The 26,384-nt window shown below is 37.1% G+C and carries 18 protein-coding genes; 13 read left to right on the top strand and 5 right to left on the bottom strand.

Annotated features, from left to right (window positions below; translation table 11 throughout):
* Nucleotides 1–293 precede the first annotated feature (293 nt).
* Together QUG14_RS07520 and QUG14_RS07515 are read left to right on the top strand one after the other, a co-directional pair.
* Nucleotides 294–2,078 (top strand): ABC transporter ATP-binding protein, encoded by a 1,785-nt coding sequence (locus QUG14_RS07520; protein WP_289339897.1) that lies wholly within the window; start codon nucleotides 294–296, stop codon nucleotides 2,076–2,078.
* On the top strand, nucleotides 2,075–3,868 hold the full coding sequence (locus tag QUG14_RS07515; protein WP_289339896.1) for an ABC transporter ATP-binding protein: 1,794 nt from the start codon (nucleotides 2,075–2,077) through the stop codon (nucleotides 3,866–3,868). Before QUG14_RS07520 ends, QUG14_RS07515 begins: the two co-directional genes overlap by 4 nt.
* A 46-nt stretch (nucleotides 3,869–3,914) precedes the next feature.
* Here QUG14_RS07515 and QUG14_RS07510 read toward each other — a convergent pair whose 3' ends face one another.
* Nucleotides 3,915–4,763, bottom strand: a complete 849-nt coding sequence (locus tag QUG14_RS07510) for an AraC family transcriptional regulator (protein ID WP_289344092.1) — start codon at nucleotides 4,761–4,763, stop codon at nucleotides 3,915–3,917.
* 174 nt (nucleotides 4,764–4,937) lie between these two features.
* On the opposite strand from QUG14_RS07510, the gene QUG14_RS07505 reads away from it, so the two are divergent.
* From QUG14_RS07505 to QUG14_RS07495, 3 genes are all read left to right on the top strand, one after another.
* Nucleotides 4,938–5,240: a DUF3817 domain-containing protein gene (locus tag QUG14_RS07505; protein ID WP_289339895.1), complete on the top strand. Its 303-nt coding sequence runs from the start codon at nucleotides 4,938–4,940 to the stop codon at nucleotides 5,238–5,240.
* Nucleotides 5,241–5,488: 248 nt separating this feature from the next.
* A complete protein-coding gene (locus QUG14_RS07500; protein ID WP_289339894.1) occupies nucleotides 5,489–6,181 on the top strand; it encodes a response regulator transcription factor in 693 nt (230 codons plus the stop codon).
* Complete coding sequence (locus QUG14_RS07495; protein ID WP_289339893.1) at nucleotides 6,159–8,408, top strand: sensor histidine kinase; 2,250 nt, start codon at nucleotides 6,159–6,161, stop codon at nucleotides 8,406–8,408. Before QUG14_RS07500 ends, QUG14_RS07495 begins: the two co-directional genes overlap by 23 nt.
* Before the next feature lie 43 nt (nucleotides 8,409–8,451).
* On the opposite strand, the gene QUG14_RS07490 is transcribed toward QUG14_RS07495, so the two are convergent.
* The gene (locus QUG14_RS07490) at nucleotides 8,452–9,018 is read right to left on the bottom strand and encodes a cysteine dioxygenase (protein ID WP_289339892.1); all 567 of its coding nucleotides are present in this window, start codon (nucleotides 9,016–9,018) and stop codon (nucleotides 8,452–8,454) included.
* A gap of 11 nt (nucleotides 9,019–9,029) precedes the next feature.
* Nucleotides 9,030–9,956, bottom strand: a complete 927-nt coding sequence (locus QUG14_RS07485; protein WP_289339891.1) for a DMT family transporter — start codon at nucleotides 9,954–9,956, stop codon at nucleotides 9,030–9,032.
* Nucleotides 9,957–10,277: 321 nt separating this feature from the next.
* Between QUG14_RS07485 and QUG14_RS07480 the strand changes: the two genes are divergently transcribed.
* The 5 genes from QUG14_RS07480 (at nucleotide 10,278) to QUG14_RS07460 (ending at nucleotide 18,462) form a co-directional block, all read left to right on the top strand.
* Nucleotides 10,278–15,362 (top strand): rhamnogalacturonan lyase family protein, encoded by a 5,085-nt coding sequence (locus QUG14_RS07480; RefSeq protein WP_289339890.1) that lies wholly within the window; start codon nucleotides 10,278–10,280, stop codon nucleotides 15,360–15,362.
* A 225-nt stretch (nucleotides 15,363–15,587) separates the two neighbouring features.
* Nucleotides 15,588–16,277, top strand: a complete 690-nt coding sequence (locus QUG14_RS07475) for a hypothetical protein (protein ID WP_289339889.1) — start codon at nucleotides 15,588–15,590, stop codon at nucleotides 16,275–16,277.
* 132 nt (nucleotides 16,278–16,409) lie between these two features.
* A complete protein-coding gene (locus tag QUG14_RS07470) occupies nucleotides 16,410–17,411 on the top strand; it encodes a Gfo/Idh/MocA family protein (RefSeq protein ID WP_289339888.1) in 1,002 nt (333 codons plus the stop codon).
* Between the two features lie 74 nt (nucleotides 17,412–17,485).
* The gene (locus QUG14_RS07465; protein ID WP_289339887.1) at nucleotides 17,486–17,845 is read left to right on the top strand and encodes a hypothetical protein; all 360 of its coding nucleotides are present in this window, start codon (nucleotides 17,486–17,488) and stop codon (nucleotides 17,843–17,845) included.
* Nucleotides 17,846–17,994: 149 nt separating this feature from the next.
* A complete protein-coding gene (locus QUG14_RS07460; protein WP_289339886.1) occupies nucleotides 17,995–18,462 on the top strand; it encodes a PTS sugar transporter subunit IIA in 468 nt (155 codons plus the stop codon).
* A 29-nt stretch (nucleotides 18,463–18,491) separates the two neighbouring features.
* On the opposite strand, the gene QUG14_RS07455 is transcribed toward QUG14_RS07460, so the two are convergent.
* Together QUG14_RS07455 and QUG14_RS07450 are read right to left on the bottom strand one after the other, a co-directional pair.
* Entirely contained in the window at nucleotides 18,492–19,616 is a 1,125-nt protein-coding gene (locus QUG14_RS07455; protein ID WP_289339885.1) for a GntR family transcriptional regulator, read from the bottom strand.
* Nucleotides 19,617–19,748: 132 nt separating this feature from the next.
* Entirely contained in the window at nucleotides 19,749–21,077 is a 1,329-nt protein-coding gene (locus tag QUG14_RS07450) for a 6-phospho-beta-glucosidase (RefSeq protein WP_289339884.1), read from the bottom strand.
* A 187-nt stretch (nucleotides 21,078–21,264) separates the two neighbouring features.
* Here QUG14_RS07450 and QUG14_RS07445 point away from each other — a divergent pair, with 187 nt between their 5' ends.
* The 3 genes from QUG14_RS07445 (at nucleotide 21,265) to QUG14_RS07435 (ending at nucleotide 26,376) form a co-directional block, all read left to right on the top strand.
* Nucleotides 21,265–21,999, top strand: a complete 735-nt coding sequence (locus tag QUG14_RS07445; RefSeq protein WP_289339883.1) for a MurR/RpiR family transcriptional regulator — start codon at nucleotides 21,265–21,267, stop codon at nucleotides 21,997–21,999.
* A gap of 140 nt (nucleotides 22,000–22,139) precedes the next feature.
* Nucleotides 22,140–24,509, top strand: a complete 2,370-nt coding sequence (locus tag QUG14_RS07440) for an alpha-L-arabinofuranosidase C-terminal domain-containing protein (protein ID WP_289339882.1) — start codon at nucleotides 22,140–22,142, stop codon at nucleotides 24,507–24,509.
* Nucleotides 24,510–24,648: 139 nt separating this feature from the next.
* Nucleotides 24,649–26,376, top strand: coding sequence for a sensor histidine kinase (locus tag QUG14_RS07435; RefSeq protein WP_289339881.1), 1,728 nt, complete (start codon nucleotides 24,649–24,651; stop codon nucleotides 26,374–26,376).
* The last annotated feature ends 8 nt before the right edge of the window (nucleotides 26,377–26,384 follow it).

Genomic DNA, 26,384 nt, shown 5'->3' with positions numbered 1-26,384 from the left:
AATTCAATACTCGTTCCTTCTTTCCTGTTTATTTATGAAGAGTTTTCATCGTCACTTTCTTATGAAATGCGATGGATCCTCCCTATAATTGAGCATTTATGAGCAATTCTACTAGCGAAAAACCAAGATAGGACAGTGCTTTGTCGTTTCATAGATTTATTTAATGTATGGGTTGTTCTTTGATTCTGTTAATTTAAAGCATCATAATCCATGTAAGATGATGGGGAAATCCATTGTGATTGGTGGAAGGGTGCGTTATCCTAAGCATATTCCTATATGAAAGAGGGGGTATGATGAAAAATAAACCTATCTTTAAGGAGCATTTTGTTCTACATAAATGGAGTTATTTGCTGGGCACCATCCTTTTAACCATTTCCCTTGTTTTGCAATTATTTGTTCCCGTTTTGTTAAAAAAGTTCACAGATGGGCTTCAAAATAAATCCATTCATGTTTCTGATTTGTGGGAGTTGTCACTGTGGTTTGTTATTGCCGGACTCGGTGCTTTTCTTTTTCGGTCGAGCGGCCGAATTTATATATTCAAGATGTCAAGAATCCTAGAGCGGGACTTACGGAGTTCCTTGTTTTCACATTGGGAGAAACTGCAGGCAGAATACTATCAAAACCAGCGAATTGGGAATCTGATGGCTCACGCCGTAAACGATGTCAATATTATGAGGCAGATCGTCATGCAGGGATATTTTCAGATGGTCGAAGCGGCCGTACTCATTTCAATCTCTGTTTTCATGATGGCTAGTACGATTCATCTCTTACTAACGTTACTGGTCCTTTTACCTTTACCTGGGTTAACGTATATTGCCTACCGTTTCCGGTCAAAGATTCAATTGCATTCTTTAAAAGTACAAGAAGCAATTGGGACTTTGACAAGCCGAGTTCAAGAATTTTGTTCAGGTATAAGTGTTATCAAAACATATATTCAAGAGCAGGAAGAACGTAAGAAGTTTACGAACGATAATCAGGCAAATGTCGAGGTCAATAAACAGTTAATTCGTGCGAATTCGCTCTTCACCTCATTAAGTCAAGGAATTATCGGACTAAGTTATTTAATTTCCATCGTATTTGGCTCCATTCTTGTGATGAAAAGTACTATTTCTCTTGGTGACTTTGTTGCTTTTAATACCTATTTATCTTTGTTGATTGCTCCGATTGAAAACATTGGGAAGGTTATAAATCTCCTGCAGCAGGGCAGGGCCGCAGATGACCGAATTCGTCAGGTTTTATCAACAGAACCAGCTATTAAAGATGAAGAAGGGGTTACCCCTGTTACCTCTATACAAGGCGATATTATTATAAGTAATTTATCTTTCAAGTATCAAAAGAGTAAAGAGAGTGCATTAAGAAATATCAACGTTTCCATCCCGGAAGGAACTAGTTTAGCCATTGTTGGGAAAGTGGGAAGCGGAAAGTCAACCTTAGTCAATTTGCTTTTACGTTTATACAATCCTCCCAAAAATTCAATTTTTATCGATGAACACGATATTCGAGATGTTCCATTAAAAACCCTTCGGGCATCGGTAGCCTACGTCCCACAAGACAATTTTCTATTTTCCTCATCCATAAAAGAGAACATTGCCTTTGATCCAAATCCTTATCAAGATGAACAAGTATTGCATGCAGCAAGGCAAGCCCATGTTTATGAAGATATTATGGATCTCCCCGATAAATTTGAGACTGAATTAGGAGAAAGAGGGTTTTCTTTATCAGGTGGACAACGGCAGCGTGTCAGTATCGCAAGAGCTTTGATAAAACCTTCTCCGATCATCATTTTTGATGACAGCCTTTCAGCAGTGGATTCTAAAACAGAAACCAACATTTTAAACACAATGAGAACACAAATGATAAGCCGAACTTCCATCATTATTAGCCACCGAATTTCTACGATACAAGAAGCTGATCAAATCATTGTCTTAGATAAAGGGGAGATTGTCGAAAGGGGTACACATCAATCTCTTTTAAAGCAAAATGGAATTTATAAAAATATGTTTGCTCAGCAAACAACGGAGTTTTCAAGTCCAACACTTAATGGAGGAAAGATCCTCATTAAGAAAAGGAGGAGATGATTATTCGAAGTATAAAAAAGGGAATTCATACCCCGCTAGGTGACCGTCAATTACTAAAAGGTATGCTGATGTTTGCAAAACCCTATCGAAAACTCATTTTATTTTCGATTCTGCTGACAGGCTTTATTGTTATAGCCAGTCTAGCTCAGCCATTTATTATTAAAGTGGCAATCGACTCTTACATCAAGATGAACGATTATCAAGGGATGATGTACTTAGGAATCATTTATTTCTTATTGATCATGATCTCTTCTATTTGTACCTATTTCCAAAATAACACCCTTCAATTTACAGGGCAGTATGTAATATATGATTTTCGACAAGCCGTTTTTAAACACTTTTCCGACATGCAGATGGATTTTTTTAGGCAAAACCCGATTGGCAGGTTAGTCACAAGGATTACCCATGATGTTGAAGCTCTGAACCAACTGTATTCTCAAGTGATTGTGAACTTAGTAAAAGAAGTATTGATTCTGATTGGAATCATTGCCCTTATGTTATATATGAGTGTAAAACTTACCCTGATATGTTTTTTAGTCATACCAGTCATAGCAGTCGTCACTTTTTATTTTAAAAGGGTATTACGTGATACACAGAGGAAGCTAAGGACAATTCTTTCAAAGCTTCTTTCCTATCTAGCTGAAAATCTTTCCGGCATGAGTGTTATTCAGCTATTTGCCCGCGAAGGAAAACAGCTGGAACTCTTTAATGAATTAAATGAGGAGCATTATCGAGCTGGGATGCGTCAAACCGTAATCAATTCTATTTTTAATCCTTCCATCGGATTATTTGGAAATATTTCACTCGCGCTTTTAGTTTGGTATGGGGGAAGAAGTGTAGTAGATGAGACGATCACCTTTGGTACCGTGTATGCGTTTACTCATTATGTTAGGCAGTTTTTTGAACCTCTAAGAGGATTGGCAGACAGGTTTAATCAAATACAAGCCGCTCTTGCATCAGCTGAACGGATATTTGAAACCTTAGAAACAAAACCAACGATCATAAATCCTGTGCGCCCTAAGGAACTTCCAAAAAAAGTTTTGGGTAACATTGTATTTCAACATGTTTGGTTTGCTTACAAAAATGAAGAATGGATATTAAAGGATGTCCATTTTAGGATCAATCAAGGAGAAACAGTAGGTGTTGTCGGTGCGACAGGTGCCGGAAAAAGCTCGATCATTCAACTGATAAACCGGTTTTATGATAATCAAAAGGGAACGATCAGTCTTGATGGAATAAACATTAAAGAAGTTCATTTAGAAGACCTTAGAAGGCACATCGGAATCATTCAACAAGATGCGTTTGTCTTTTCAGGGAATGTCTTTGACAATATTCGTTTGAATCATAACCATGTTAGTAATGAAGAAATCATAAAAGCCGCAAAGGCTGTAAATATTGATTCTTTTTTTAGCATGCTGCCCGAAGGATATGATACCATGCTGGGAGAGGAAGGAACCGTATTGTCGTCAGGACAAAAGCAGCTTCTATCCTTTTTAAGAGCCATGATTGCAGACAATGATGTACTAATACTTGATGAGGCGACAGCTAATATTGATACAGAAACAGAACAAGCGGTCCAAGAAACCTTAAGAGCAATGTCAAAGAACCGAACAACCATTATCATTGCACATCGACTTTCCACCATCCAGCATGCAGATAAAATTATTGTCTTAGATAAAGGAAGAATAGTAGAAATTGGAGATCATCAACAGCTGCTAAAAAACCAATCGGTGTACTATCAATTATGTCAGAATCAGCGTAAAGGGAAGCGTTTTAAAGTTAAAGTTTAAGGTGGCATTGTAAAAAGGATGGTCTTGAATTTGAACCATCCTTTTTTTATTGGTCTAATAATTTTTGTTCATCACTGAATTGAGTAGGGGAGACTCCAACGATCTTTTTGAAAATTCGACTGAAATAGAGTTCATCCTCATAACCGACATTTTGGCTTACCTCTTTGACTCTAATATCAGAATGGGCAAGAAGCTCCTTTGCCCGATCAATTCGTAAATGGGTTAAATATTCGATTGGACTGTAACCAGTGTTTTTTTTGAAAAGTCTGGAGTAGTGACTTTTACTTAAGCCTGCCAACTTTGCTAAGTCTGTTAGGGTTAAGACCTGATGATAATGATGACCGATATACTCAATCGTTTCTTCGATCACTTGTATTGTGTCCTTAGAAATCGTTTGAGCATGAAAGTCGTGTATTAAGGTTAGTAATAATTCTTGAAATAAGATTTTTTGTCTAAATGCAATCGTTGAACCTCTATGCCTAGATAAGGAATTGATTTCATCGAATAAAAGAGAAACTCCAGAACTGTTTTTGATGGGATAAACTCCATCTAATGGAAAAGAAATTTCCTGAGGCTGTTTAAAATGCCATTGCTCTTTTTTCTCGTAGGCACCTGCATGAGTAAACCGTATGAAATAAAACTCTAGAGGGTTTGAAGAAGAAGATTTTTTGTCGTATATCATCCCTGGTGTAAAAACAATTAGTTTTCCAGGTGAAAGGTCATTTTTTTTACCATTTATCATTACTTCGCCGGTTCCTTTCGTAATAAACCAAAGGGAATGATAGAGGGGTCTTTTTCCTTTTTTACTCCAATTTGGAGGACAAGTTTTGTAACCAACTAACAATAAGGAAAATGTTAACTCATTTAGTTTAGATGTTAGGCTTCCAAGATCCATACACAAAGAGCTTCATCCTTTACTGATAGATTGCTAATGTTAATCATTTATATTCAAAAACTACATAAATATACTATGTATTATGATAGGGGCATAAAAGGGGAAGGACTTAATAATATATACAATGGTATAATACTTTTAATAATTTAATAGATTATTAGATGGAGGAGTAATATGCTTAAAACAATTATTGGGCGTTTTCGATTTTTCGGATTTATTGAAGGTGCCTCTCTACTTATTCTGTTATGTATAGCTATGCCACTAAAATATGCAGCAGGATATCCTGAAGCTGTTAGAATTGTGGGTTCGTTACATGGGTTCTTTTTTATACTCTATGTTTTGGTGATTGCATATACAACTTTTAAAATCAGGTGGTCCCTATGGTGGGTTGTCAGTGCATTTGCAGTTGCTTTTATTCCGTTTGGTAATATTATTTTAGATAGGTTTATAAAAAACTCTTTACTAATTGAAAAGTAAAAAAGTATAAAGCCTTCTTTACTAAATTTGGAACCCCAAAATAGTAAAGAAGGCTTTTCTGTGTACATAATTCACAATGTTAGACAGATAACTCATCAAGATAAAAGTGGTACATTCAATTCCATTTATATAAATCTTAAGAAATTCTTCATTTTTCTCCTACTATTACCTTAAGAAATATTGCTTATACTAGAATCATTCACAACCCAAATGAAATCAGGTTATACTTTGAAAGGAGGGATGTCTGGATGGATCAATATCATGTGTTAGTGGTAGATGACGACAAAGAAATACGTGATGGGATTGAAATCTACTTAAAGAATGAGGGTCTTATCGTATTTAAAGCTCAGGATGGCGTTGAGGCACTAGAAATTTTAAATGAACAAGAAGTCCATTTGATTCTACTAGATATCATGATGCCGAGAATGGATGGGATATCTGCAACATTTAAAATACGTGAACAAAAGAATATTCCCATCATTATTTTAAGTGCTAAAAGTGAAGATACAGATAAGATTTTAGGTTTGCAAGTGGGTGCGGATGATTATGTTACAAAACCATTTAATCCGTTGGAACTTATTGCAAGGGTAAAATCCCAGCTTAGAAGGTATGTAACATTAGGTCAATTTGATCGGAAAAACAAAACAATTGATTTGAATGGTCTTACGATTGATCAGGAGGCAAAGGAAGTTGCCGTAAATGGGGAGCGGGTGAAATTAACACCGATCGAATATAAAATTGTAGAATTACTAATGGTCAATGCCGGTCGTGTGTTTTCAATTTCTGATATATACGAAAGGGTTTGGAAGGAACCTTGCTACAATGCGGAAAACACGGTTGCAGTCCACATTCGTAAAATTCGAGAAAAAATCGAAATCGACCCAAAAAATCCGAGATATTTAAAGGTGGTATGGGGAATTGGATACAAAATGGAAAAATAGGCTAAAGATTATCGCATGGCTCGTATTATTTGCGTTTGGAGTAAGTGGTGTTTTATCTGCATTAATAAATGATAATGATTATCATCAAAAAAGTTACTTTAATACATCCCAATTTCAAAAAAAAATCGATAATTTAACACGATATATCCATGCATTTGAGGTTACTTACCAATCAAAGGAAGAAATGAAAGAAGCTATTACCGTAACAGAGGATGAAATAGAAGTTGAACGGTATAAATATGGTAATTTAACTGAACAGATTATGAATATTGAACAACAATACCAATCAAGAATAGAAGAAGCTAAAGCAAATGATAATCAGGATATCGCAGATATTTATATTAAGGAAAGAGACCAAAAAATTGATGAGGTCACAAAAGATTTTGAAAGTGATGAGAAAATTAAGAATGCAATCATAAAAGAAAAAAAAGAAAACATTGATGACTATATCCATGACCTAGAAAATTATCGTGAGGAGTATGAAAGTTATCAAGAGGCATTTGTTTATTATTTGAAAAACACAAAAACTGGTGAAATATATACGAATCTATCAACAACAGATAGGAGATCTGTTGATCAAGAAATCAATGATGAAAGTATGTATTTTATTCAGAGTTATCCTACAAAAAAACGTGGTTATCTTGCAATGAATGAAGAACCATTAATAGGCGGATATGAGGAGTTAGTGAACCTGCCACAAACCAACTCAAATGATCTATATGAAGGGAAAATAGGAGTTTCAAAGGATGCTACCTTCACAAACTCGATTATGCTGGATTATCATAGCTATGATAGTCAACGAATTGTTTTTTGGATCTATACGCTAGGTGGTTTACTAGCCTTGATTGCAAGTGTCATCTTGGGCAAGAAGATGGAAATAATAGTTCAGGTAGCACCTCCTGAATGGAAGAGAAAATATGATAAATTACCAGTCGATGTTGCATTACTACTTCTGGGGATATTTGTTCTATCTACTATTGCATTAATTGAAAACTCAACCTATAACTATTTTAATATTGATTTAGATGATATCATAATTAATCTCGTATTTTTAACTTTATTTATTGCTTTAACAATGATGCAAGCCATCTATTTCTACACTAGACTTAGAACGATTTCAGCTGAAAAGGGAGTTTGGCAAAAAACGATTATCGGGCGTGTATTAAAACGTATTAGAAATTTCTTTGTGAAGTTGGTAAATACCTTCCGTAATGCCTTCTTAAATCGTCGAGTAGGAACTCAGGTTTTCATCCTGTTGACAATTGTCTTTTTATTTGGGATTTTAACGGCTCTTATATTCATGGATGAGGATTTCTTAGCCTTATATATACCAGCTGTCTTAATTATTGGAATACCTCTATTTATTTTAATAATCAAAAGAACAGGTTATTTTAATCAAATCCTATCTAATGCAGGAGCATTGGCAAATGGAGAGTTTAAGCCTGATTTGCCTATCATTGGGAAATCAATTTTAGCTAAGCTTGCAGGGGATATTAACCAAATGAAATCCGGTGTCAAATCATCACAAAAAGCCCAGGCGAAAAGTGAAAGACTGAAAACAGAGTTAATTACGAATGTCAGTCATGATTTACGGACACCATTAACTTCGATTATTACTTATTCGGAACTCCTTAAAAATCCAGAGTTAACGGAGGATGAGCGAACATCGTACCTTGAAATTATTGACCGCAAATCAAAGCGCTTAAAGGTGTTAATCGATGATTTATTTGAAGCCTCAAAAATGGCCAGCGGTGCTGTGGAGTTAGCAAAATCCAAGGTAGACATCGTCCAACTACTTCAGCAATCTCTAGCGGAGTATAATGAAACGATGGAAGATTCTCATGTTCAATTCCGAGTGTCAAATCCAGATAACCCTGTTTATGCCATGGTTGATGGTCAGAAGCTTTGGCGTGTTTTTGATAATATAATTGGGAACATACTCAAATACTCTTTAGAGAATTCAAGGGCTTATATTAATGTCATTGAGAAAAATCACAAAGTGAAGATTACGTTTAAGAATATCTCTAAATATGAGCTAAGTGAGAATATCGATGAATTATTTGAGCGGTTTAAGCGTGGTGATGAATCACGACATACCGATGGATCTGGCCTTGGTCTCGCAATCGCAAAGTCAATCATTGATTTACATGAAGGTACTTTAGATATTGATGTAGATGGAGACTTGTTTAAGGTAACAGTAATTCTAGATATCTTAGAAAATGGGTAGAAAAACGAATACTAAAAATATAATGAGACCTGAATTCCAGGTCTCATTTGTTTGACTTCGCATTTAATTTAATCTCTTTTACCTTTTGATATTGTTCATCAGGCCACCATGCACCGCAATCATCTGAAACGACACATGCAGCACATTTTTGTAAGTCATAGACAATCATTCCGCTTATGGGTGGGGAATAAAGATGGAGGGTAACCATATCTGTTTTGTTAGAGGCTTTCATTTTATGGACAGCCTTTTTTGGTGCATAAAAATATTGACCTTTATGATGGTACTGATAAAACAATTCTTTAGGTAAGCTATTTCCTTTAACTTCATAAACCGAATTTAGAGAAGTGCCGGAGATCACTTGGATCCAACCGTGTGAATTACCGTGATCATGAGGGGCACATTCTAACTGTGACCAATTCATCACCAGCAGTTCAACTTCATCATTTTTATATAGAAGCTTCCGATTGTAAGGCTTTCCTTCAGTTGGTTCTGGCAGGTGTACAAGATCTTCAAGTTTTATATCAAGTAGTATTAAAGCATCTTTCAAGTCGGCTTTTGATGGACTTTTTAAGGAATCTAATACATTTTTAATCTTAGCTGTCAAAACCATATTTTATCCTCCTATAGTCGTTTTTTCTTAAAAAAGTTGAACACCATAGGCAAAAGCTGACCGTTAACGATAATCACTCCTATTATAATTATGATTCCTCCCGCAACACTTATGAGTAAAACCTTTTCTTTTAAAAGCAGAACCGCAGCAATTAACGTTGCAATGGGTTCCAAATAGAGAAACATCGAAACCTTTGAAGCCTCTAACACTCCAAGTGCTTTTCCCCAATACCAATAGGCAATTCCTGAAACAAAGACACCAAGAAATAGTAAATGGGCCCACTCCGAATGGTTTAACAATGAAAGGTTCTCCCAGCCTTTATTTCGAATGATAAACGGTGTAGTAAGTACCAAGCCTAACAAACACATGTAGAATGTAACTACAAGAGGGGGATAAGGGATTTTTAAACTTTTTAAGAGCACCGAATAAATTGCCCAATTTAACGTGCTTAGAACCATAAGAAAGAAGCCGATATTCATGTCAAACTGAAAGGATTGTCCACTTCTTGTCGTAGAAATGATCAGAACACCGGTTATCGCCAGAGCCATACCAACCGCTTTCGTTAAACTCATCTTTTCATGCAAAAAAAGGACTGAGAGAATCACTGTGAAAACGGGTGAAAACGAAATGAGCCAACCAGCGGCAGAAGCATTTATAGTCAACAATGCTGTCGCCTGGAGTACCTGATGTACAAATACCCCTAAAATGCCTAGTACCATCAAATGTGGAACATATTTAATGGAGATTTGCAGGCGATGTCGTTGTAAAAGTAAAAGCAACAGTAAAAATAAGGCGCCAATCCCAAAACGAATAACAAGTAACGAATAGGGGTCCAGTTTGCCTAGTACCGCTTTTGTGGATACAAATGAAACACCCCAAAAACTTATCGACATCATGGCATACAGCGAAGCCGTTAACTTTGATCGATTATAAAACATGGCTGAGCAGTCCTTTCAGCAAAAAGATAGTTATATCTAATACTTATGCTTGTCCGATACGAATTATATACCTTAGAAATGTAGTTGATTTGTTGGTTTTAATAAGTATAATTACCTAAGTTTAAACAGGATAAAAATACTAATTTTCAGAAAACACTGATTTTTTAACCTAAAGAGACTGATTTTTATATACTCAAAAGATGTACATCTGGGCTAGTATAAATTTGAAAACGTTATCAAGACGGTAAGGGGAAGGAGATGAAATAGAGAGCGCATGTTGGTTTAGTGAGATTAGATAATGAAAAAAGGGGAGAAAAGCTATTGAGTAAGAAAAGAAATAATCAAAGAAAGTATTTTGCTGTTATACTTAGTCTTTTGCTATTATTAACCTCAATTCCTGCTTTACCAATGCAAGTATCTGCGGATGAACCATCCGTATTGAAAAAGTTTGACTTTGGGACAGCAACAAGCCCCGTGGAAGACGGCTATACTAAAGTTTCTTCAGACACAGCTTACTCTACAGAATTAGGTTACGGATTTGCTGATACCTCTAAGGTTACCTCAATAGATCGTGCTACATCAGACTCCATAAAATCAGATTTTATCTCGACAACTGAGACATCCTTTAATGTAGACCTACCAAATGGTGATTATTCGATCACCGTCATCGCAGGTGATGAGGCGGGAGGAACAGAAGTGGGTATTAAGGCTGAAAATATCCAAAAGGTTCAAAATTCTACAACTTCAGCGGGTGTTTATATTGAACGGACGTTTGAGATTTCACTCATAGATGGACAATTAAATTTTCAATTTACAGGTGCGACTCCAAAAGTAAACGGAATGATTATTGAAAAACTTCCGGTAAGGACTGCAGGAGAACTCCCGACCGTTTATATTGCTGGGGACTCAACTGTCCAAACATATGACGAGTATTGGAGACCAGAAGCCGGTTGGGGTCAAATGATTCCCCGTTACTTCAACTCTGATGTCATATTTAAGAACCACGCTATTGGTGGCAGAAGTACGAAGTCATTTATTAATGAAGGAAGATTGGATAACATCTTAAGAGAAATAAAACCAAATGATTACTTTCTTATTCAATTCGGTCATAATGATGCCACTATAAGCATACCTGACCGATATGCGTCAGTACCAGATTATAAAAATTATCTAAAAACCTATATTAATGGTGCACGCCAGCGGGGTGCTACTCCAATTCTTGTTACACCAGTAGGTAGACGTGATTTTAACCCAACTACTGGTAAGTTTAATGTCAGTTTCCCAGAATATGTTCAGGGAATGAAGGAAGTAGCCGCAGAAATGAATGTGGGCATAGTCGATTTAAGTGCAAGGAGTGTTGAATATTACGATACAATTGGGCCAGAAGGGAGTCTTTCTGTATTTCTACATACTGAACCAGGTGTTTATGGTGCATTCCCAAATGGTTCACAGGATAATACCCACTTCCAAGAATATGGTGCCATTCAGCTCGCACGTCTAGTATCAGATGAAATCAAAAATTTGAATATTCCACTTTCTCAGTATGTTACCGGTATAGAACCTCCTGCTAATGTACCTGGGAAACCAGTCAATGTTGTTGCTAGCAGCATTAGCAACGCGGGTGCTCTTTTGACATGGACAACAGTTGAAGGTGCAGAAATTTACAAAGTATATCGGAAGCTTTCAACAGATACTGACTATAAATTAGTTGGGACCTCAACACTTCCTAGACTGAATATAACTGGTATGGAAGAAGGGAAAACCTACCAAGTTATTGTCTCTGCCGTTAACGGCAAGGGTGAATCAGAACGATCAGATGTTGTTCAGTTTATAACAAAGGAAGCAACGTTGAAATTTGACTTTGGAGGGAAAGGAAATCCAGTTGCAGAAGGGTACACAGAGGTAAATCTCTCCACCCTATATACTCCGGAAAGAGGCTATGGAATTGTCGATGCCACAGGCATGATTACTCGTGACCGAGGAGCAGGAGTTGAACCGCTACGGGATGTGCTTCGCGATTGGGTTGGCTATTTTAACGTAGGATGGAAATTTAATGTTGATGTACCAAACGGGCTTTACGCATTAAAAGTTTATGTTGGCGATTTCTTAGGCAGCGCAAGAACCACAATTGCGGTGGAGGGTCAGGATTATGGTCAAATTACAGCTCCAAATAGAAACTATACGTCCAAAGTCATACCTCAAGTAGCTGTAAAGGATGGCCAAATGAATTTTAATTTTGGGGGTTCAACAGGAATTGTAAATGGTATTGAAATAACACCAATCTTGATTGCCCCTTCAGAACTTAAGGCAGAAGAAGTTTCTTTGGATGCTGAAGCACCATTCGTTTCACTTTCTTGGAAAACTGTTGAGGAAGCGGCGAAATATAATCTATACCGGAAAATTGCCGGCACAAGTGAATTTACCTTAGTTGGCAGCTCTACTTCTAATTCATTTAAGGATCAAACAGTTGATGTCGGAATGGAATATGAGTATGTGGCTACCACAGTAGATTACTCAGACGTTGAAACGGTTCCTTCCATGCCACTGAAAGTTTTGATGGTTGATCCATCACTGCCTGTTCCGTCTGCGCCAAGCAGTTTAGAGATTGGTGTAGTGAATAAGAACGATTTGACCATTAATTGGGGTAACGTCGAAGGAGCAATCACTTACAATGTGTATCGTTCAAAAAAGAAAAACGGAACCTACGCATTAATTGGTAAGTCGAAATCTGCATCCTACAAGGATGAAACCGTGTTAACCACGATTCCTTATTTTTACAAGGTAGCAGCAGTAAATGCAGGTGGAATTTCACCACATTCTGAAAGTTTAGAAACACCAGCTGTTACAAAATTAAAAAGACAGATGGAAGATCTTGACCGTGCACCAGTTGCAATGAAAACGGATGCTGGCGTTTATGTCAACTGGAGAATGCTCGGAACTGATCCTGACAGCATAAGCTTTAACGTGTACCGTGACGGAGAAAAAATCAATTCTTCACCGGTTACAACAAGTACCAACTATGTGGATAAAGAAGGAAAAGAAGATTCAGTTTATGAGATTCGTGCCATCGTTGATGGTAAAGAAAGGAAATCCCAAGATAGCACAACTGTATTAAATCAAAACTACTTTGATATACCGCTCCAAAAACCTCAAGATGGTGTAACACCGCTTGGTGATCCTTATTCATACCGAGCAAACGACGCGAGTGTTGGTGATTTGGATGGTGATGGAAAGTATGAATTAGTATTAAAATGGGATCCTACGAACTCTAAGGATAATTCTCAAGCGGGCTATACGGGAAATGTGTATGTAGATGCTTACGAAATGGATGGGACATTAAAGTGGCGCATTGATTTAGGTAAAAACATTCGTGCTGGTGCGCACTATTCTCCATTCTTAGTCTATGATTTTGATGGTGATGGGAAATCTGAGATTGTCTTCAAGACTGCAGATGGAACCGTTGACGGTCAAGGAAATGCCATCGGCAGAGCAGACGCCGACCATCGAAATAGCAGCGGTTACATTCTACAGGGTTCAGAATATTTAACTGTATTTGAGGGCGCAACAGGAAAAGCTCTTTCAACTACTGACTACGAACCACCACGTGGTGATGTTGGTTCATGGGGAGATGCCTATGGTAACCGTGTTGACCGTTTCCTTGCAGGCGTTGCATATTTAGATGGGGAAACTCCAAGCATCATTATGGCACGTGGTTACTACACGAGAACAGTACTTGCGGCTTATAATTGGAAAGACGGTAAACTGACCAAGCAGTGGGTATTTGACTCAAACAATGAAGGATATCGTGATTATGTTGGGCAAGGGTATCATTCGTTAAGTGTGGCGGATGTTGATAAAGATGGTAAAGATGAAGTTGTTTATGGCCAAATCGTGATTGACGATGATGGCAGCGGACTATACAATACCGGTTTAGGTCATGGGGATGCGCTTCATGTGAGTGACCTCAATCCGGAAAGACCCGGACTTGAAGTATTTGCTGTCCAAGAGCATAAAGACGGACCATATGGCTATGACATGCGTGATGCCGAAACAGGTGAAATTCTATGGGGAGTGAAAACCGGGCAGGATACAGGTCGTGGTGTAGCAGCAGATATAGACCCAAGGTATAGTGGAACAGAAGCATGGGCGATTTCAGGTGCATGGAACAGCCAAGTCGGCGGTCTTCACAATGCACAAGGTGAAAAAATCTCCGATAACATACCCTCCAGCAATTTTGCTATTTGGTGGGATGGCGATTTGCTTCGAGAGTTAGTTGACCACAAATGGGACGAGGCAAAAGGAACTGGTGTTGGAACAATTGATAAATGGGATTATGAGAATAATAAATTAGTGAATTTACTAACTGCAGATGGAACACTTTCCAATAACAGTACAAAAGGAAATCCTGTCCTGCAGGCTGATTTGTTCGGTGACTGGAGAGAAGAAATCATTTGGAGAACTGAGGATAGCAGTTCACTTCGTGTCTACATGACAACGGAAGAAACAGAGAATAGAATTTACACATTGATGCATGATCCTCAATACCGTTTAGCAATTGCTTGGCAAAACGTTGGTTACAACCAGCCGCCGCATCCAAGCTTCTTCCTTGGACATGGAATTGCTAAGCCTCCTGTCCCTAGCATCGATGTGGTCGAAAGACCGGATGTGATTGCTCCTGAAACTGAAGCTAAGGTTATAGGAGAAGAAAATAATCAATGGTATCGTGGGTTGGTGACAGTGAATTTTACTGCATTTGACTGGGAATCAGGCGTTGAGTCAACGTACTATTCATTAAATGGTTCGGCTCAGCAGCAAGGGCTAACAGTAACAATTACTGAAAACGGCAAGCATGTCCTTGAGTATTGGAGTGTCGATAAGGCAGGGAACATCGAACCGAAGAAATCAATCGAGATTAACATTGACCAAACAGCACCGGAGATCACCTTCTCTGTAGCAGATGGAGCCGTTTATGGTGTTAATCAACAGATTAGTTTCACTTGTGAAGCTTCGGATCCTTTATCGGGAGTTGCCTCCTCAACTTGTGAGGAAATTTCTGTTCCAGCCTATGAGCTTGGCTTAGGAAGTCATACATTTAAAGCAGAAGCAGTTGACCATGCAGGCAATAGCTCTAGTAATTCAGTTACGGTCATCGTCACTGTAAACTATGACAGTCTAGGAAGTTTGACGGAACAGTTCCTACCTGAAGCAGGTGTGGAAAGTAATATCCTAAACTCTTTACTCGCTAAGCTAGCATTAGCGAAAGCAGCAGAGGAGAAGGGCAATAAGAATGCCAGAAATGGACAGCTTGGTGCTTATATAAACGAAGTTGAAGCAAAAAGTAATAAGGAATTCACAGAAAAACAGGTTAAAGTTTTAATACAATTAGCAGAAACATTGATGAAATAAAGTGAAGGACCCAAAAAGTTGATAGGCAACTCTTTGGGTCCTTTTTTAATCCGATGTGTAAATTTAATTTGAAGTGAACTTAGAGCAGGATTACTTTTCAAGATGGGTTGTTGAAGAATTCTTAATGCTTTTTAGGGGATAACTAACAGAGAGGAAAGAAAAAAATAATTTATTTATATCAGCAATTTGTATTTTACATAAGTGGAATAATCAGGAGGATAACGAATGAGAAGAATTAATCCTGGCTCCGTCAATTCTTACATTAGATATGGGAACGTTAAAATACCAAAGAGCATACAAAGTGAATGCCCAAAATGTCGAATAACCACTGAGTTTGTGATTAATGCTAACTTTCAAAGCAGTAAAAATGGAATATTAACGGAAACCAGTTGTCCTTCATGTAAAAAGTCAACCGTTTTTATTATAATGACGAAGGATGGTCATGACGAACAAGGTGAGCATGCGGATACGTATATTTATGACGTCCAAGCATCAAAACATCTTATTAATCATATCGAAAGTCTCCCTAATATTCCGAAAGATCTTATTAGAGCTTATCGATCGGCGATTAATGTCCATCAAACAAGAGAAAATTCAGCTACCGCCGTTATGTCTAAACGTGTGATTGAGAGTATCCTAAAACACTTTCTTAAAGAAAAAAGTAAAGGTCAGCCTTTAGCGCAACAACTTGAAATTCTCCCAAATCATGTTGATCTAGCAAAACCGATTCAATCCCTTAGCCACCTGCTCGCAGCTGACGGTTCCTTACATAAGATGCTTGAATTAGAAACGGAAATGGATTATGAGACAACGTCATTACTAGTCGATCTGCTAGAAAATATCATTGAATACCTTTTTGTTTTGCCAGGAAAAATTGAAGTCACTCATAACAAAATAACCAAGAAATTTAGTTAATAGGCTGACAAGACATATTTCCCCTTGAATGTAGTATTCAAGGGGGATTTTATTTCCTATTTATTTTATCATTCTATACTTTCAAGTATGATAGTAGGGAATAGGAAGTATTATTTGAAGGAGGAGATAACTTTGATTTTTGATAAAGTTCGTTGGGGTATCCTTGGTTGTGGGAATGTGACGGAAGTAAAAAGTGGACCAGCATTTCAAAAGGTAGCAAACTCAGAGTTGCTTGCTGTGATGCGGAGAACGGGGGAGTTAGCCGAAGATTATGCAAAACGACACAATGTTTCTATGTGGTATGATGATGCCGAAGCACTCATTAATGACCCGGACGTTGATATAATCTATATTGCAACACCACCAGGATCGCATAAGGAATATACCCTGATGGCTGCAAAGGCAGGGAAACCGGTCTATGTAGAAAAACCGATGGCACGAAATTATGCAGAATGCGAAGAAATGATTAGTGCGTGCAAGGATGCAGGAGTTCCGCTATTTGTTGCTTATTACCGCAGGGGGCATGAGCGGTTTTTGAAAATAAAAGAACTTTTGGAACGCGAGGTAATTGGTGAGGTTCGGTTCGTGTCATCCACACAGTATCAACCAGTCAGTAAGGATATGTTGGAAGTAGAAAAACTTCCATGGAGGGTTCAACCAGAATTATCTGGTGGCGGATTGTTTTTCGATTTAGCCAGCCATACTCTTGATATAATAGGCTTTTTATTAGGTCCTATTACATCCGTTCAAGGTTTTGCTTCGAATCAAGGAGGATATTATAGTGCCGAGGATATTGTAACGGGTACCTATCTGTTTGAATCTGGTATTCATGGTGTTGGAAATTGGTGCTTTACTGCTTATGATTATGTAGATGAAAATATAATTGTCGGTAGTAAAGGAAAAATAACATTCTCAACATTTGGTAATGATCTTGTATTAACGACAAAGCATGGAACAGAGGAGTTTCGTTTCGAACCGCCACAGCATGTCCATCAACCTCTTGTCGAAACGATAGTAAAAGAACTTACTGGTGAGAATGGAAAGTGCCCAAGTACAGGAGTGTCTGGTGCAAGGACAAACTGGGTAATGGATCAAATGGTGAAGGCAGTTAATAGAAATAGTAATCGAAAATAAATCAAGTGCAGGTGTTAATACGTCATCTCCTTTCATACACTTTTCTTAGAAGTATACATTGAGGAGATGGATAAATGAACTTCGAGATGCAAAAGGCGATTATCCTGGCTGAAAATATAAATGGTTTTATTAAGTTTATTCAACGTCAAAAGAACAAAAATAGCTTTCGTATAGATAGTGATAAATTGTATCAAGTAAACCTTTTTATTGAAGAGTTTAAGTTTCAAATACTTGCCGATGAACTGATAAGAATCAATCAATTTGATTGGGATGGAAAGTATACGCATTACTTGGTTGATAGATTACAGCAGGGAATAAGTATAATTGATGAATACGTAAAAAATAACTATCAGGAATTATTTATCTTAACGGCTAGATTATATACATTAAAAAACCTTAGCACCTCATTTAGTAAAATGTCATCCTTAGCATAACCCTGTGCCTTGGTACGGGTTTTTGTTTTTTATCAAAAATGATTAAGCATATGTTTTGATAAAGTTTTTGGTTTAGGAGAAAATAATAAATGAAATTTTACACACAATAACTTTTTTCTCATTCAATTCAAAAAAGGCGGTTAAAATATATGTTTAAGAATTTATTCAAAAGTAAAAAGGTAGAAACTGATACAAGCATTTTGCAGCCATTGGAGGGGGAGATTGTACCTTTAGATGTTGTTCCAGATCCTGTATTTTCACAGAAAATGATTGGTGATGGATTTGCGGTAAATCCGATTAACGGTACGGTGGTATCTCCAGTAGATGGAGAAGTAATCAGTGTATTCCCTACAAAACATGCAGTCAGCCTAAAATCTACTGATGGCAGGGAAATCTTAATTCATGTTGGACTTGAAACAGTTAGCTTAAACGGCGAAGGATTTACAACGTTTGTTCAGGATGGACAAGCTGTCCAAAAGGGTCAAAAGCTTCTTGTAGCTGACTTTGATTTGATTAAAGACAAAGTACCTTCCATTATTACGCCTGTTATATTCACCAATTTGGCCGAAAATGAAAGAGTCGTCATTGAAGAACATGGAGTAAAAATTACTAAGTAAGAAAAAAGGTGTGGTTCCTAAATTTGGAATCACACCTTTTTGTCATGTATTAAAGAAGTTGTTGAATTTCTGACCACAAGTTCGGGTTCATAAACGATAGAATTGGCTCTATCTCCTGTTTTTTCAACAGCTGAAACAATCCAATTTGCTGCATCTATCCCCATTTTCATTTTAGGGTGGGTAATGGTTGTTAATTTTATATCAGAGGCCTGTGCTAAAAAAGAATCATCGTACCCAACAATGGAAACATCCTCTGGAACGTTTTTTCCTAAGTCTCTTAATATATTTACCGCCTGCAAAGCTAATTGGTCATTATAACAAACGATGGCAGTAGGGAATTCAGTAGAAACAAAAAATTGTTTAACCTTTTCCAAAAGTACTGTATCCATCTCTTCTGTTGTATATGAAATCACCATCTCTGGAAAAAAAGGAAGTCCATGTTCTCTAAACGCACGAATAAAGCCTTGCATTCGGTTTACTCCTTGTGCGTCATCTGTTTTAAAAAGTCCAATAATTCTTTCGTGCCCCAGTTTAATTAAATGCTCTGTCGCAATAAAGCCTCCGAGTTCATCATTCATAACAATATGGGGAGGTTGAAGCTGTGAATAATATTGGTTGATCATTAAATATGGTATATTATTTTGTTCTAATTCGAGATAATAATGGATGTTTGGGTTGTAATTACTGCTTCTTGTGGGTTCTACTATTAGTCCATCAATATTTCTACTTAACATCGTTTGCAAGCACTGTTTTTCTAATTCCACATCATTATTTGTACAAGCAAGTGTTAATGTATATCCTTCCGCTGTCAAAACAGATTCAATCCCCCTGATGATTGAGGGGAAAATATAATCAGAAATATAGGTGGTGATGACACCGATGTTTTTTCCGTTTTTTATACTTTGTGATGGATGTATTTGAGGAGAATCTTGACTGGGCGGCTGCGAACAGAATGTACCAGCACCTTGTTCTCTGTATAGCCATCCCTCATGAACCAAATCCCCAACAGCTTGGCGAATGGTATGCCGGCTAACGCCAAACATTTTCACTAATTCATTTTCGGAATAAATCTTTTCCCCAGGCTTCACCTTACCACTGGTGATCCATTGGGTTATTTGTTCCTTCACCATACTATATTTAGTCTTTTGTGCCAAAGCCCTCACTACTTTCAAATGTATGCAAATCATTTAACTTATACGTACAACTTTATCTTATGATAAAACAATAGGAACAAAAAGAGCAAACTTTTTTTACAAGTTTGCTCTTTTTAATGTAATAATAAAGAATTATGCTTCTACTTTTGTGAAAAATTGAGGTAAATGTTCTTTGTGAGCTTCTAACATTTCATCTAAAATCTGCTTTGCCACAGTGTCCGATGGGACAAGCGGATTAATCGTCATGGCAAGTAGTGCTGTGTTATAGTCACCAGTTACGGCTGCTTCAGCAGCAACACGTTCAAAGGATTTAATTTGTTGTACCAAACCTCTTACAGCAACAGGAAGATCTCCAACAGAAATAGGCTTAGGACCATCCTTTGTTATCACACTGTTTACTTCAACCGCAGAATCATCTGGAATGCTAGCAATCGCACCATTGTTACGAGTATTGACTGGTTGAATGTCTCGCTTATCATTGTAAATAGAGTTTATGAGACTGCAGGCAGCATCACTATAATAGGCTCCACCTCGTTTTTCCAGTTGAGGCGGCTTAATATCAAGGGTTGGATCCTTATAAAGTTCAAACAATTCCGTTTCTAATTTTTGAACGACTTCAGCCCGAGTACCTTCTGTTTCAGCTTTTTCTACTTCTTCTTGTAACATTTCATCCGTTTTATAGTAGTAACGGTGATATCCACATGGGATAACACCTAAACCACGAATGAAGTCAGGTTCCCAGGAAAGGCCAGAGATGTTTTTCATGGTTAGTGCATTTTCCGGATTCGCCATCGCTTCAATGACTTGGTCTTGAACACTCACTCCATCTAAGAACGTATCAAGTCCGAAAACCATGTGGTTAAGACCTGCGAAGTTGACTTGCACTCTTTCTGGTTCAACATTTAATGATTTCGCAATACCCATTCTCATACCAATTGGGACGTTACATAAGCCGACTACCTTTTTAATATTACTGTAGCGTAAGATTGCTTCGGTTACCATACCTGCAGGATTTGTAAAGTTTACAAGCCACGCCTCAGGACATAGCTCTTCAATATCTTTACAGATTTCAAGAATAACTGGAATGGTGCGGAGACCCTTAAATAAACCGCCAGGACCGTTTGTTTCTTGACCGATTACATTGTATTTTAAAGGAATTCTCTCATCCTTCGCCCGCGCCTGCAAAAGGCCAACGCGGAATTGAGTGGTAACAAAGTCAGCATCCTTTAATGCTTCTCTACGATCTAATGTTAAATGAACCTCAATAGGAAGTCCTGCCTTTGCAACCATTCGCTTTGCAAGATTCCCAACGATTTCTAACTTTTCTTTTCCTGCTTCAATATCGACTAACCATAGTTCTCTGATTGGAAGTTCATCAAAACGCTTAATAAACCCTTCGACTAACTCAGGTGTGTAACTTGATCCTCCGCCAATTGTAACAATCTTTATTCCTTTAGACATCTTCGAAAACCTCCAGAAATATACTTTTTGAGTTCCTGAGAAAATTGTAAGGGCTTAGAAGAAAACCGTATATAACTTTCCAGCATTTAGGTTCATATCCCACGGAAAGGAATTTGTTACAAGCAGGGAACACCTTGTTTCTTGTTATATGATATGATAGAAACATTGAATTATAGGAGGTCTTTCCATGTTTTCAAGTGAAGTTATTGCAACCTTCAACGAGTTAGAAACGACTTTATATGACTATATTTGTAAAAATAGTGAAAAAGTTATCTACATGCGGATTCGCGATTTAGCAGACGAAACACATGTCTCAACGTCTACCATCCTTCGCTTTTGCAGGAAGATAAATTGTGAGGGATTTTCAGAATTCAAAGTAAGATTAAAGCTTTTTTTAGATAAAAATGAAGAAAAAACGATTAAAAGTAGTCAATATGCACTCTCTGATTTTATCGAGCGAACCTTAAAGGGGAACCTTGATTCTATTATAAAGGAGGCCGCTTCACTTATTGTAAAATCCGATAATCTTATTTTTATCGGGACAGGCAGTTCTGGAATATTGGCGGAGTATGGAGCAAGATATTTTTCTAGCCTTGGAAAATTCTCAATGTATGTAAAGGACCCTTATATCCCGATCCATGCAAATTATCTCCATAATAGTACAACGATTGCCTTATCAGTCTCAGGAGAAAATAGCTTTACCGTTTCGCATCTGAATCAGCTAAAACAAAAAGGCAGTAACATCATCTCTATCACCAATAACAAACATTGCACGATTGCAAAAATGGCAGATATCAATATATCCTATTACGTGACAGAAGAATGGTACAAGAAATCTAATATTACTACACAAATACCAGTTGTTTTTATCTTAGAAGAAACCGCTAGGGAAGTACAAAAGCTCTCACAACAAATGGAGTAGAAAAGTCTAGGTGAGCTTTTAAAATCGTAAAAAAACACTATAATTCCTTAATTATTACCATAAAAAATCCGCCATCCAATCTATACTAAAATTTAAAGCGTTTACTTTTTTAAATAATGTGTTAGTTTGGAGGGATTTTGATGAGTTACTCTGCAAAAGTAATAATAGATAGTAAAGCTAAGAAATTTCCTGTTAGTCCTTCTTTATATGGTCTTTTTTTCGAAGAGATCAACCGTGCGGGTGATGGAGGAATATATGGAGAATTAATCAGAAATAGATCTTTTGAGGATACGATCATTCCAGAACGCTGCCATGTGAATGGATGTGAATTGCATTCACCAGCAGGATGGGTTTCTCCATTTGAAGAAGTCCCAGGGTCTATACCTGGATGGCACTTACGAATGCAAGATTCAAACGCTAAAGCAGGCATTTTTTTAGATGGGAATGATCCACTTAATCTTGCAAACTCCCTGTCACTCAGAGTAGAAATTGAAGATCCAGGTGATAAAAAAGTTTCTGTCTATAATGAAGGATTCTGGGGAATTCCTTTGAAAAAAAATGAAAGATACCATTTAACATTTTTCGCGAAAAAAGATAGCTCCTTTTCTGGAAATCTGGAAATTACTCTTGAAAATAAACAAGGGGAAATAGTATCCTTCACACCAATTGAAATAACTTCTGAAAATTGGCAGAAATACGAGTTCGTGTTAGAAAGTCAGGGAGAAGATCCTGAAGGGATTCTAGCATTCTCAACAAATGAGAAAGGTACATATTGGCTTGAGTTTGTTTCTTTATTTCCACAAAAAACGTTTATGGAAAGGAAAAACGGATTACGACCTGACTTAGTAAAAAGGGCTTCAGACTTAAAACCGACTTTTTTAAGATTTCCTGGGGGTTGCTTTGTTGAAGGGTTTTCCGTGGAAACAGCTTACCGTTGGAAGAATACGATAGGTGATATTAGCGAAAGAAACTCTCACTGGACATTGTGGAATTATAGGACAACCAATGGATTGGGTTATCATGAGTATTTGCAAATGGCGGAAGATCTTGGCTTAGAGCTTATGTACGTAGTGAACTGCGGGCTCACTTGTCAAGGGAGACCAGGCGAACACATCCCATTAGAAGACCTCGATGAATGGATCGAAGACATGCTTGATGCGATCGAGTATGCAAACGGCCCGATTTCAAGCAAGTGGGGTGGACTTCGTGCTGAAAACGGACATCCAGCACCCTTTAACATAAAATATATTGAAATTGGAAATGAAAATTTTGGTCCTGAATACAATGTCCGCTACAAATTATTTTATGAGGCGGTAAAAGCAAAATATCCTGAAATAATCACAATTTGGAACACCCATTGGGAGGTAGGAACAGAGACCAAAGGTTTACCGATCGAAATCGTAGATGAACATTTCTATGCTGACTTCGACTACTATTTAATGTATCACGATATGTATGATTCTTATGACCGGAATGGCCCTAAGGTTTACGTCGGGGAATATGCCATGATTCTCGGAAATGGAGCGGGTGCACTCAAAGGAGCTATAAGTGAAGCAGCATTTATGACGGGAATGGAACGAAATCAAGATATTGTTGTGATGTCTTCCTACGCTCCTCTATATGCCAATATCCATCATACTAACTGGACACCGAACATGATATATTTTAATGGAACAGATTCTTATGTGTCACCTTCCTACCATGTTCAAAAGGTTTTTGCAGAAAACAGAGGTGATGTGGTGATTGAGAGTAAGGTAGAATCTGAGAGTCGATTCCCCGCGTTTAATGGTGGAGTATCAATCAGACAAAAAGAACTTCCATATGTGAAGGATATAAGCATTACTAGGGCTGACGAAATTCTATTTAAGAGTGATTCTTTATCAGAAGATAATCCGCTAACAAAAATGGAGTGGGATGTCCTGCGAATTGGCGGCCCTACCTGGAACGAATATACCGTTACAATGAATGCCATGCTTGGAGAAGGATTAAAATTACGATTGCTTGATAGCACTAAAGAATGGCAACAAAACTATCTTCTTTGGGAACTCGACCCACAGGGAGAGAGCCGGTTACTTCACATTAATGGATGGTCTCGTGTAAAGCTAACTCCTAATCAGGAAGTTAACGTAAATCAAGAGGATTCTAACCATTTATCTGCCAAGGTTACCAATGATTCTATTTATTGTTATATAGATGGTCAACTTGTCCATGAATATAAATTTGTACCCATTCCATCTCTCACTTCTGTAACGACACTTGATGAAAAGACAAACGAGGTAATCGTGAAATTAGTAAATTCATCTGAATATTGTTTAAAAACGTTGATTGATATTGATGGGAAAGAGAAACTTGCAGGGAAGCAGATTATCTTAACCTCGGAGAATTCAAACGATACAAATACGCTGGAAGAGCCAAATAAGGTAATACCGGTTGAAACTACCTTACAATTGGATAATTATCTGTATGATATTCCTTCTTATAGTGTAGTCATTTTAAAAATAGAATTATAAGACAAAATGAAAAAGGTGAAATCTCAAATGGGCTTCCACCTTTTTTCGGGGTTGAAAAAATTTTCAAAATTATATAATAATATAATGTATAATGAAAATTACTATTCTTAAAGAGTTTAAAACAGGAGGATGTACAACGATGAAAACGAAGAAACCTATCTATCATTCATTACTGTTTAAGCTCTTTTTAAGTGTGTTTCTCATCATTGGACCTTTAATCATTGTCCATATCGTGAATAATTATTATGCAGTTGAAGTGATTAGAAATCAGGTAGCTCAATCCAATAAAAATATGCTTAATGTTTATATGAATCAAATTGACCAAAGTTTAGATGGCGTTGAGAATTATTTATATCAACTTACAAATACCAATACTGATTTATATTATCTGGAATTTAATGATTCGCTTGAAAAAAACGATTATGAATTAGCAAAGTTAAGATTATTTCAATCGATTAATAATCAAGCGTATTTTTATCCAGCCATAGATTCGATATTTATATATTCATCGGCATATGATGACTTTATAAATACACAAAAATTTGCAGATAATTACATAGAAAGAGTTGCTGCGGCTGAGGAAATTAAGAGCGTTCTGAAAGACAACCCTGAACAGATAGCAGCAGGACGTTGGAACATATGGAAAGGTGATAAAGAAAATTATTTACTTAACTTTTTGAAAGTTGAAGATGTATACGTTGGGGCATGGGTAAATATGGACAAGCTTATTTTACCTTTTAAATATATTGATTTTGGGGATACGGGTAGAGCGTTGTTAGCCACCTCAGACAATCAGCCGTTAACAAATAAGGAATTTGTCGAGGTGGAGAAATTAGACCTTTCTTTTAAAGGAAATGATTATGCCATTTTAGGGAAAAATGAACGTTTTGTCGTGATGAAGGAAAAGTCGACAAAAGCTGATTTTTATCTTTTAGCTTTAATCCCTGAAAGTGAAATCCTTGAGCGACTGCCGTTCTTAGAACGAATATCATCCTTAATTACCATCGGAGCTGTTTTATTCTTATTTCTATTCATCTTCATCATGAGAAAGGTTTTTTTGAAGCCAATTAATCAAATTGTTACAGCGATGAAAAAACTAAGACGAGGAGACTTAGATATCCGGCTTCCGCAGGAGCGTAATTCCACAGAGTTTGAAGTAGTAAATGAAACCTTTAACCATATGATTTCAGAAATTAAAGATTTAAAAATAAATGTATATGAGGAAAAATTAAATCTTCAAAGAGCGGAGCTGAAGCATCTTCAGTTACAAATAAACCCACATTTCTTTTTGAATTCATTAAATATTATTTATAATCTTGCACAAGTGAAGGAATATGGCCTTATTCAAGAGATGTCTAAGTGTCTCGCAAATTATTTTCGGTTTATGTTTCGGAGCAATTCGTATTTTGTAAGATTAGAGGAGGAACTAAAGCACACTGAAAATTATTTAAGAATTCAGGAACTTAGGTTCCCGGAAACATTCTCTTATCATGTGGACTCACCAGAAGAGTTGAAGGAATGTAAAATCCCACCACTATTGATTCAAACCATTGCTGAAAATTCGATTAAGCATGCCTTTAACTTAGATGAGCAGTTAGAGATTCATATTATCGTAAAACAGGAGTCAGAAAATCCAGATTATCTGGTGATAACGATTCAGGATACAGGGGAAGGTTTTCCAGAAGATGTTTTACAGAGCTTAGAAAAGGACGAACCTCTATCATCCGAAGAGGGTGAGCGGATTGGAATTTGGAATGTAAAACAAAGATTAGCATTGTTATATCATGAAAACACGAAAATACAATTTTTTAATGAACAAGGAAAAGGGGCAACCGTCAAGATAAGACTTCCTATAGATAAAATTTAACCAAAAGG

The sequence above is a fragment of the Neobacillus sp. CF12 genome, assembly GCF_030348765.1.
In the GTDB taxonomy this organism is placed as follows: Bacteria; Bacillota; Bacilli; order Bacillales; family Cytobacillaceae; genus Neobacillus.
This window is presented reverse-complemented; position numbering and strand designations above follow the sequence as displayed.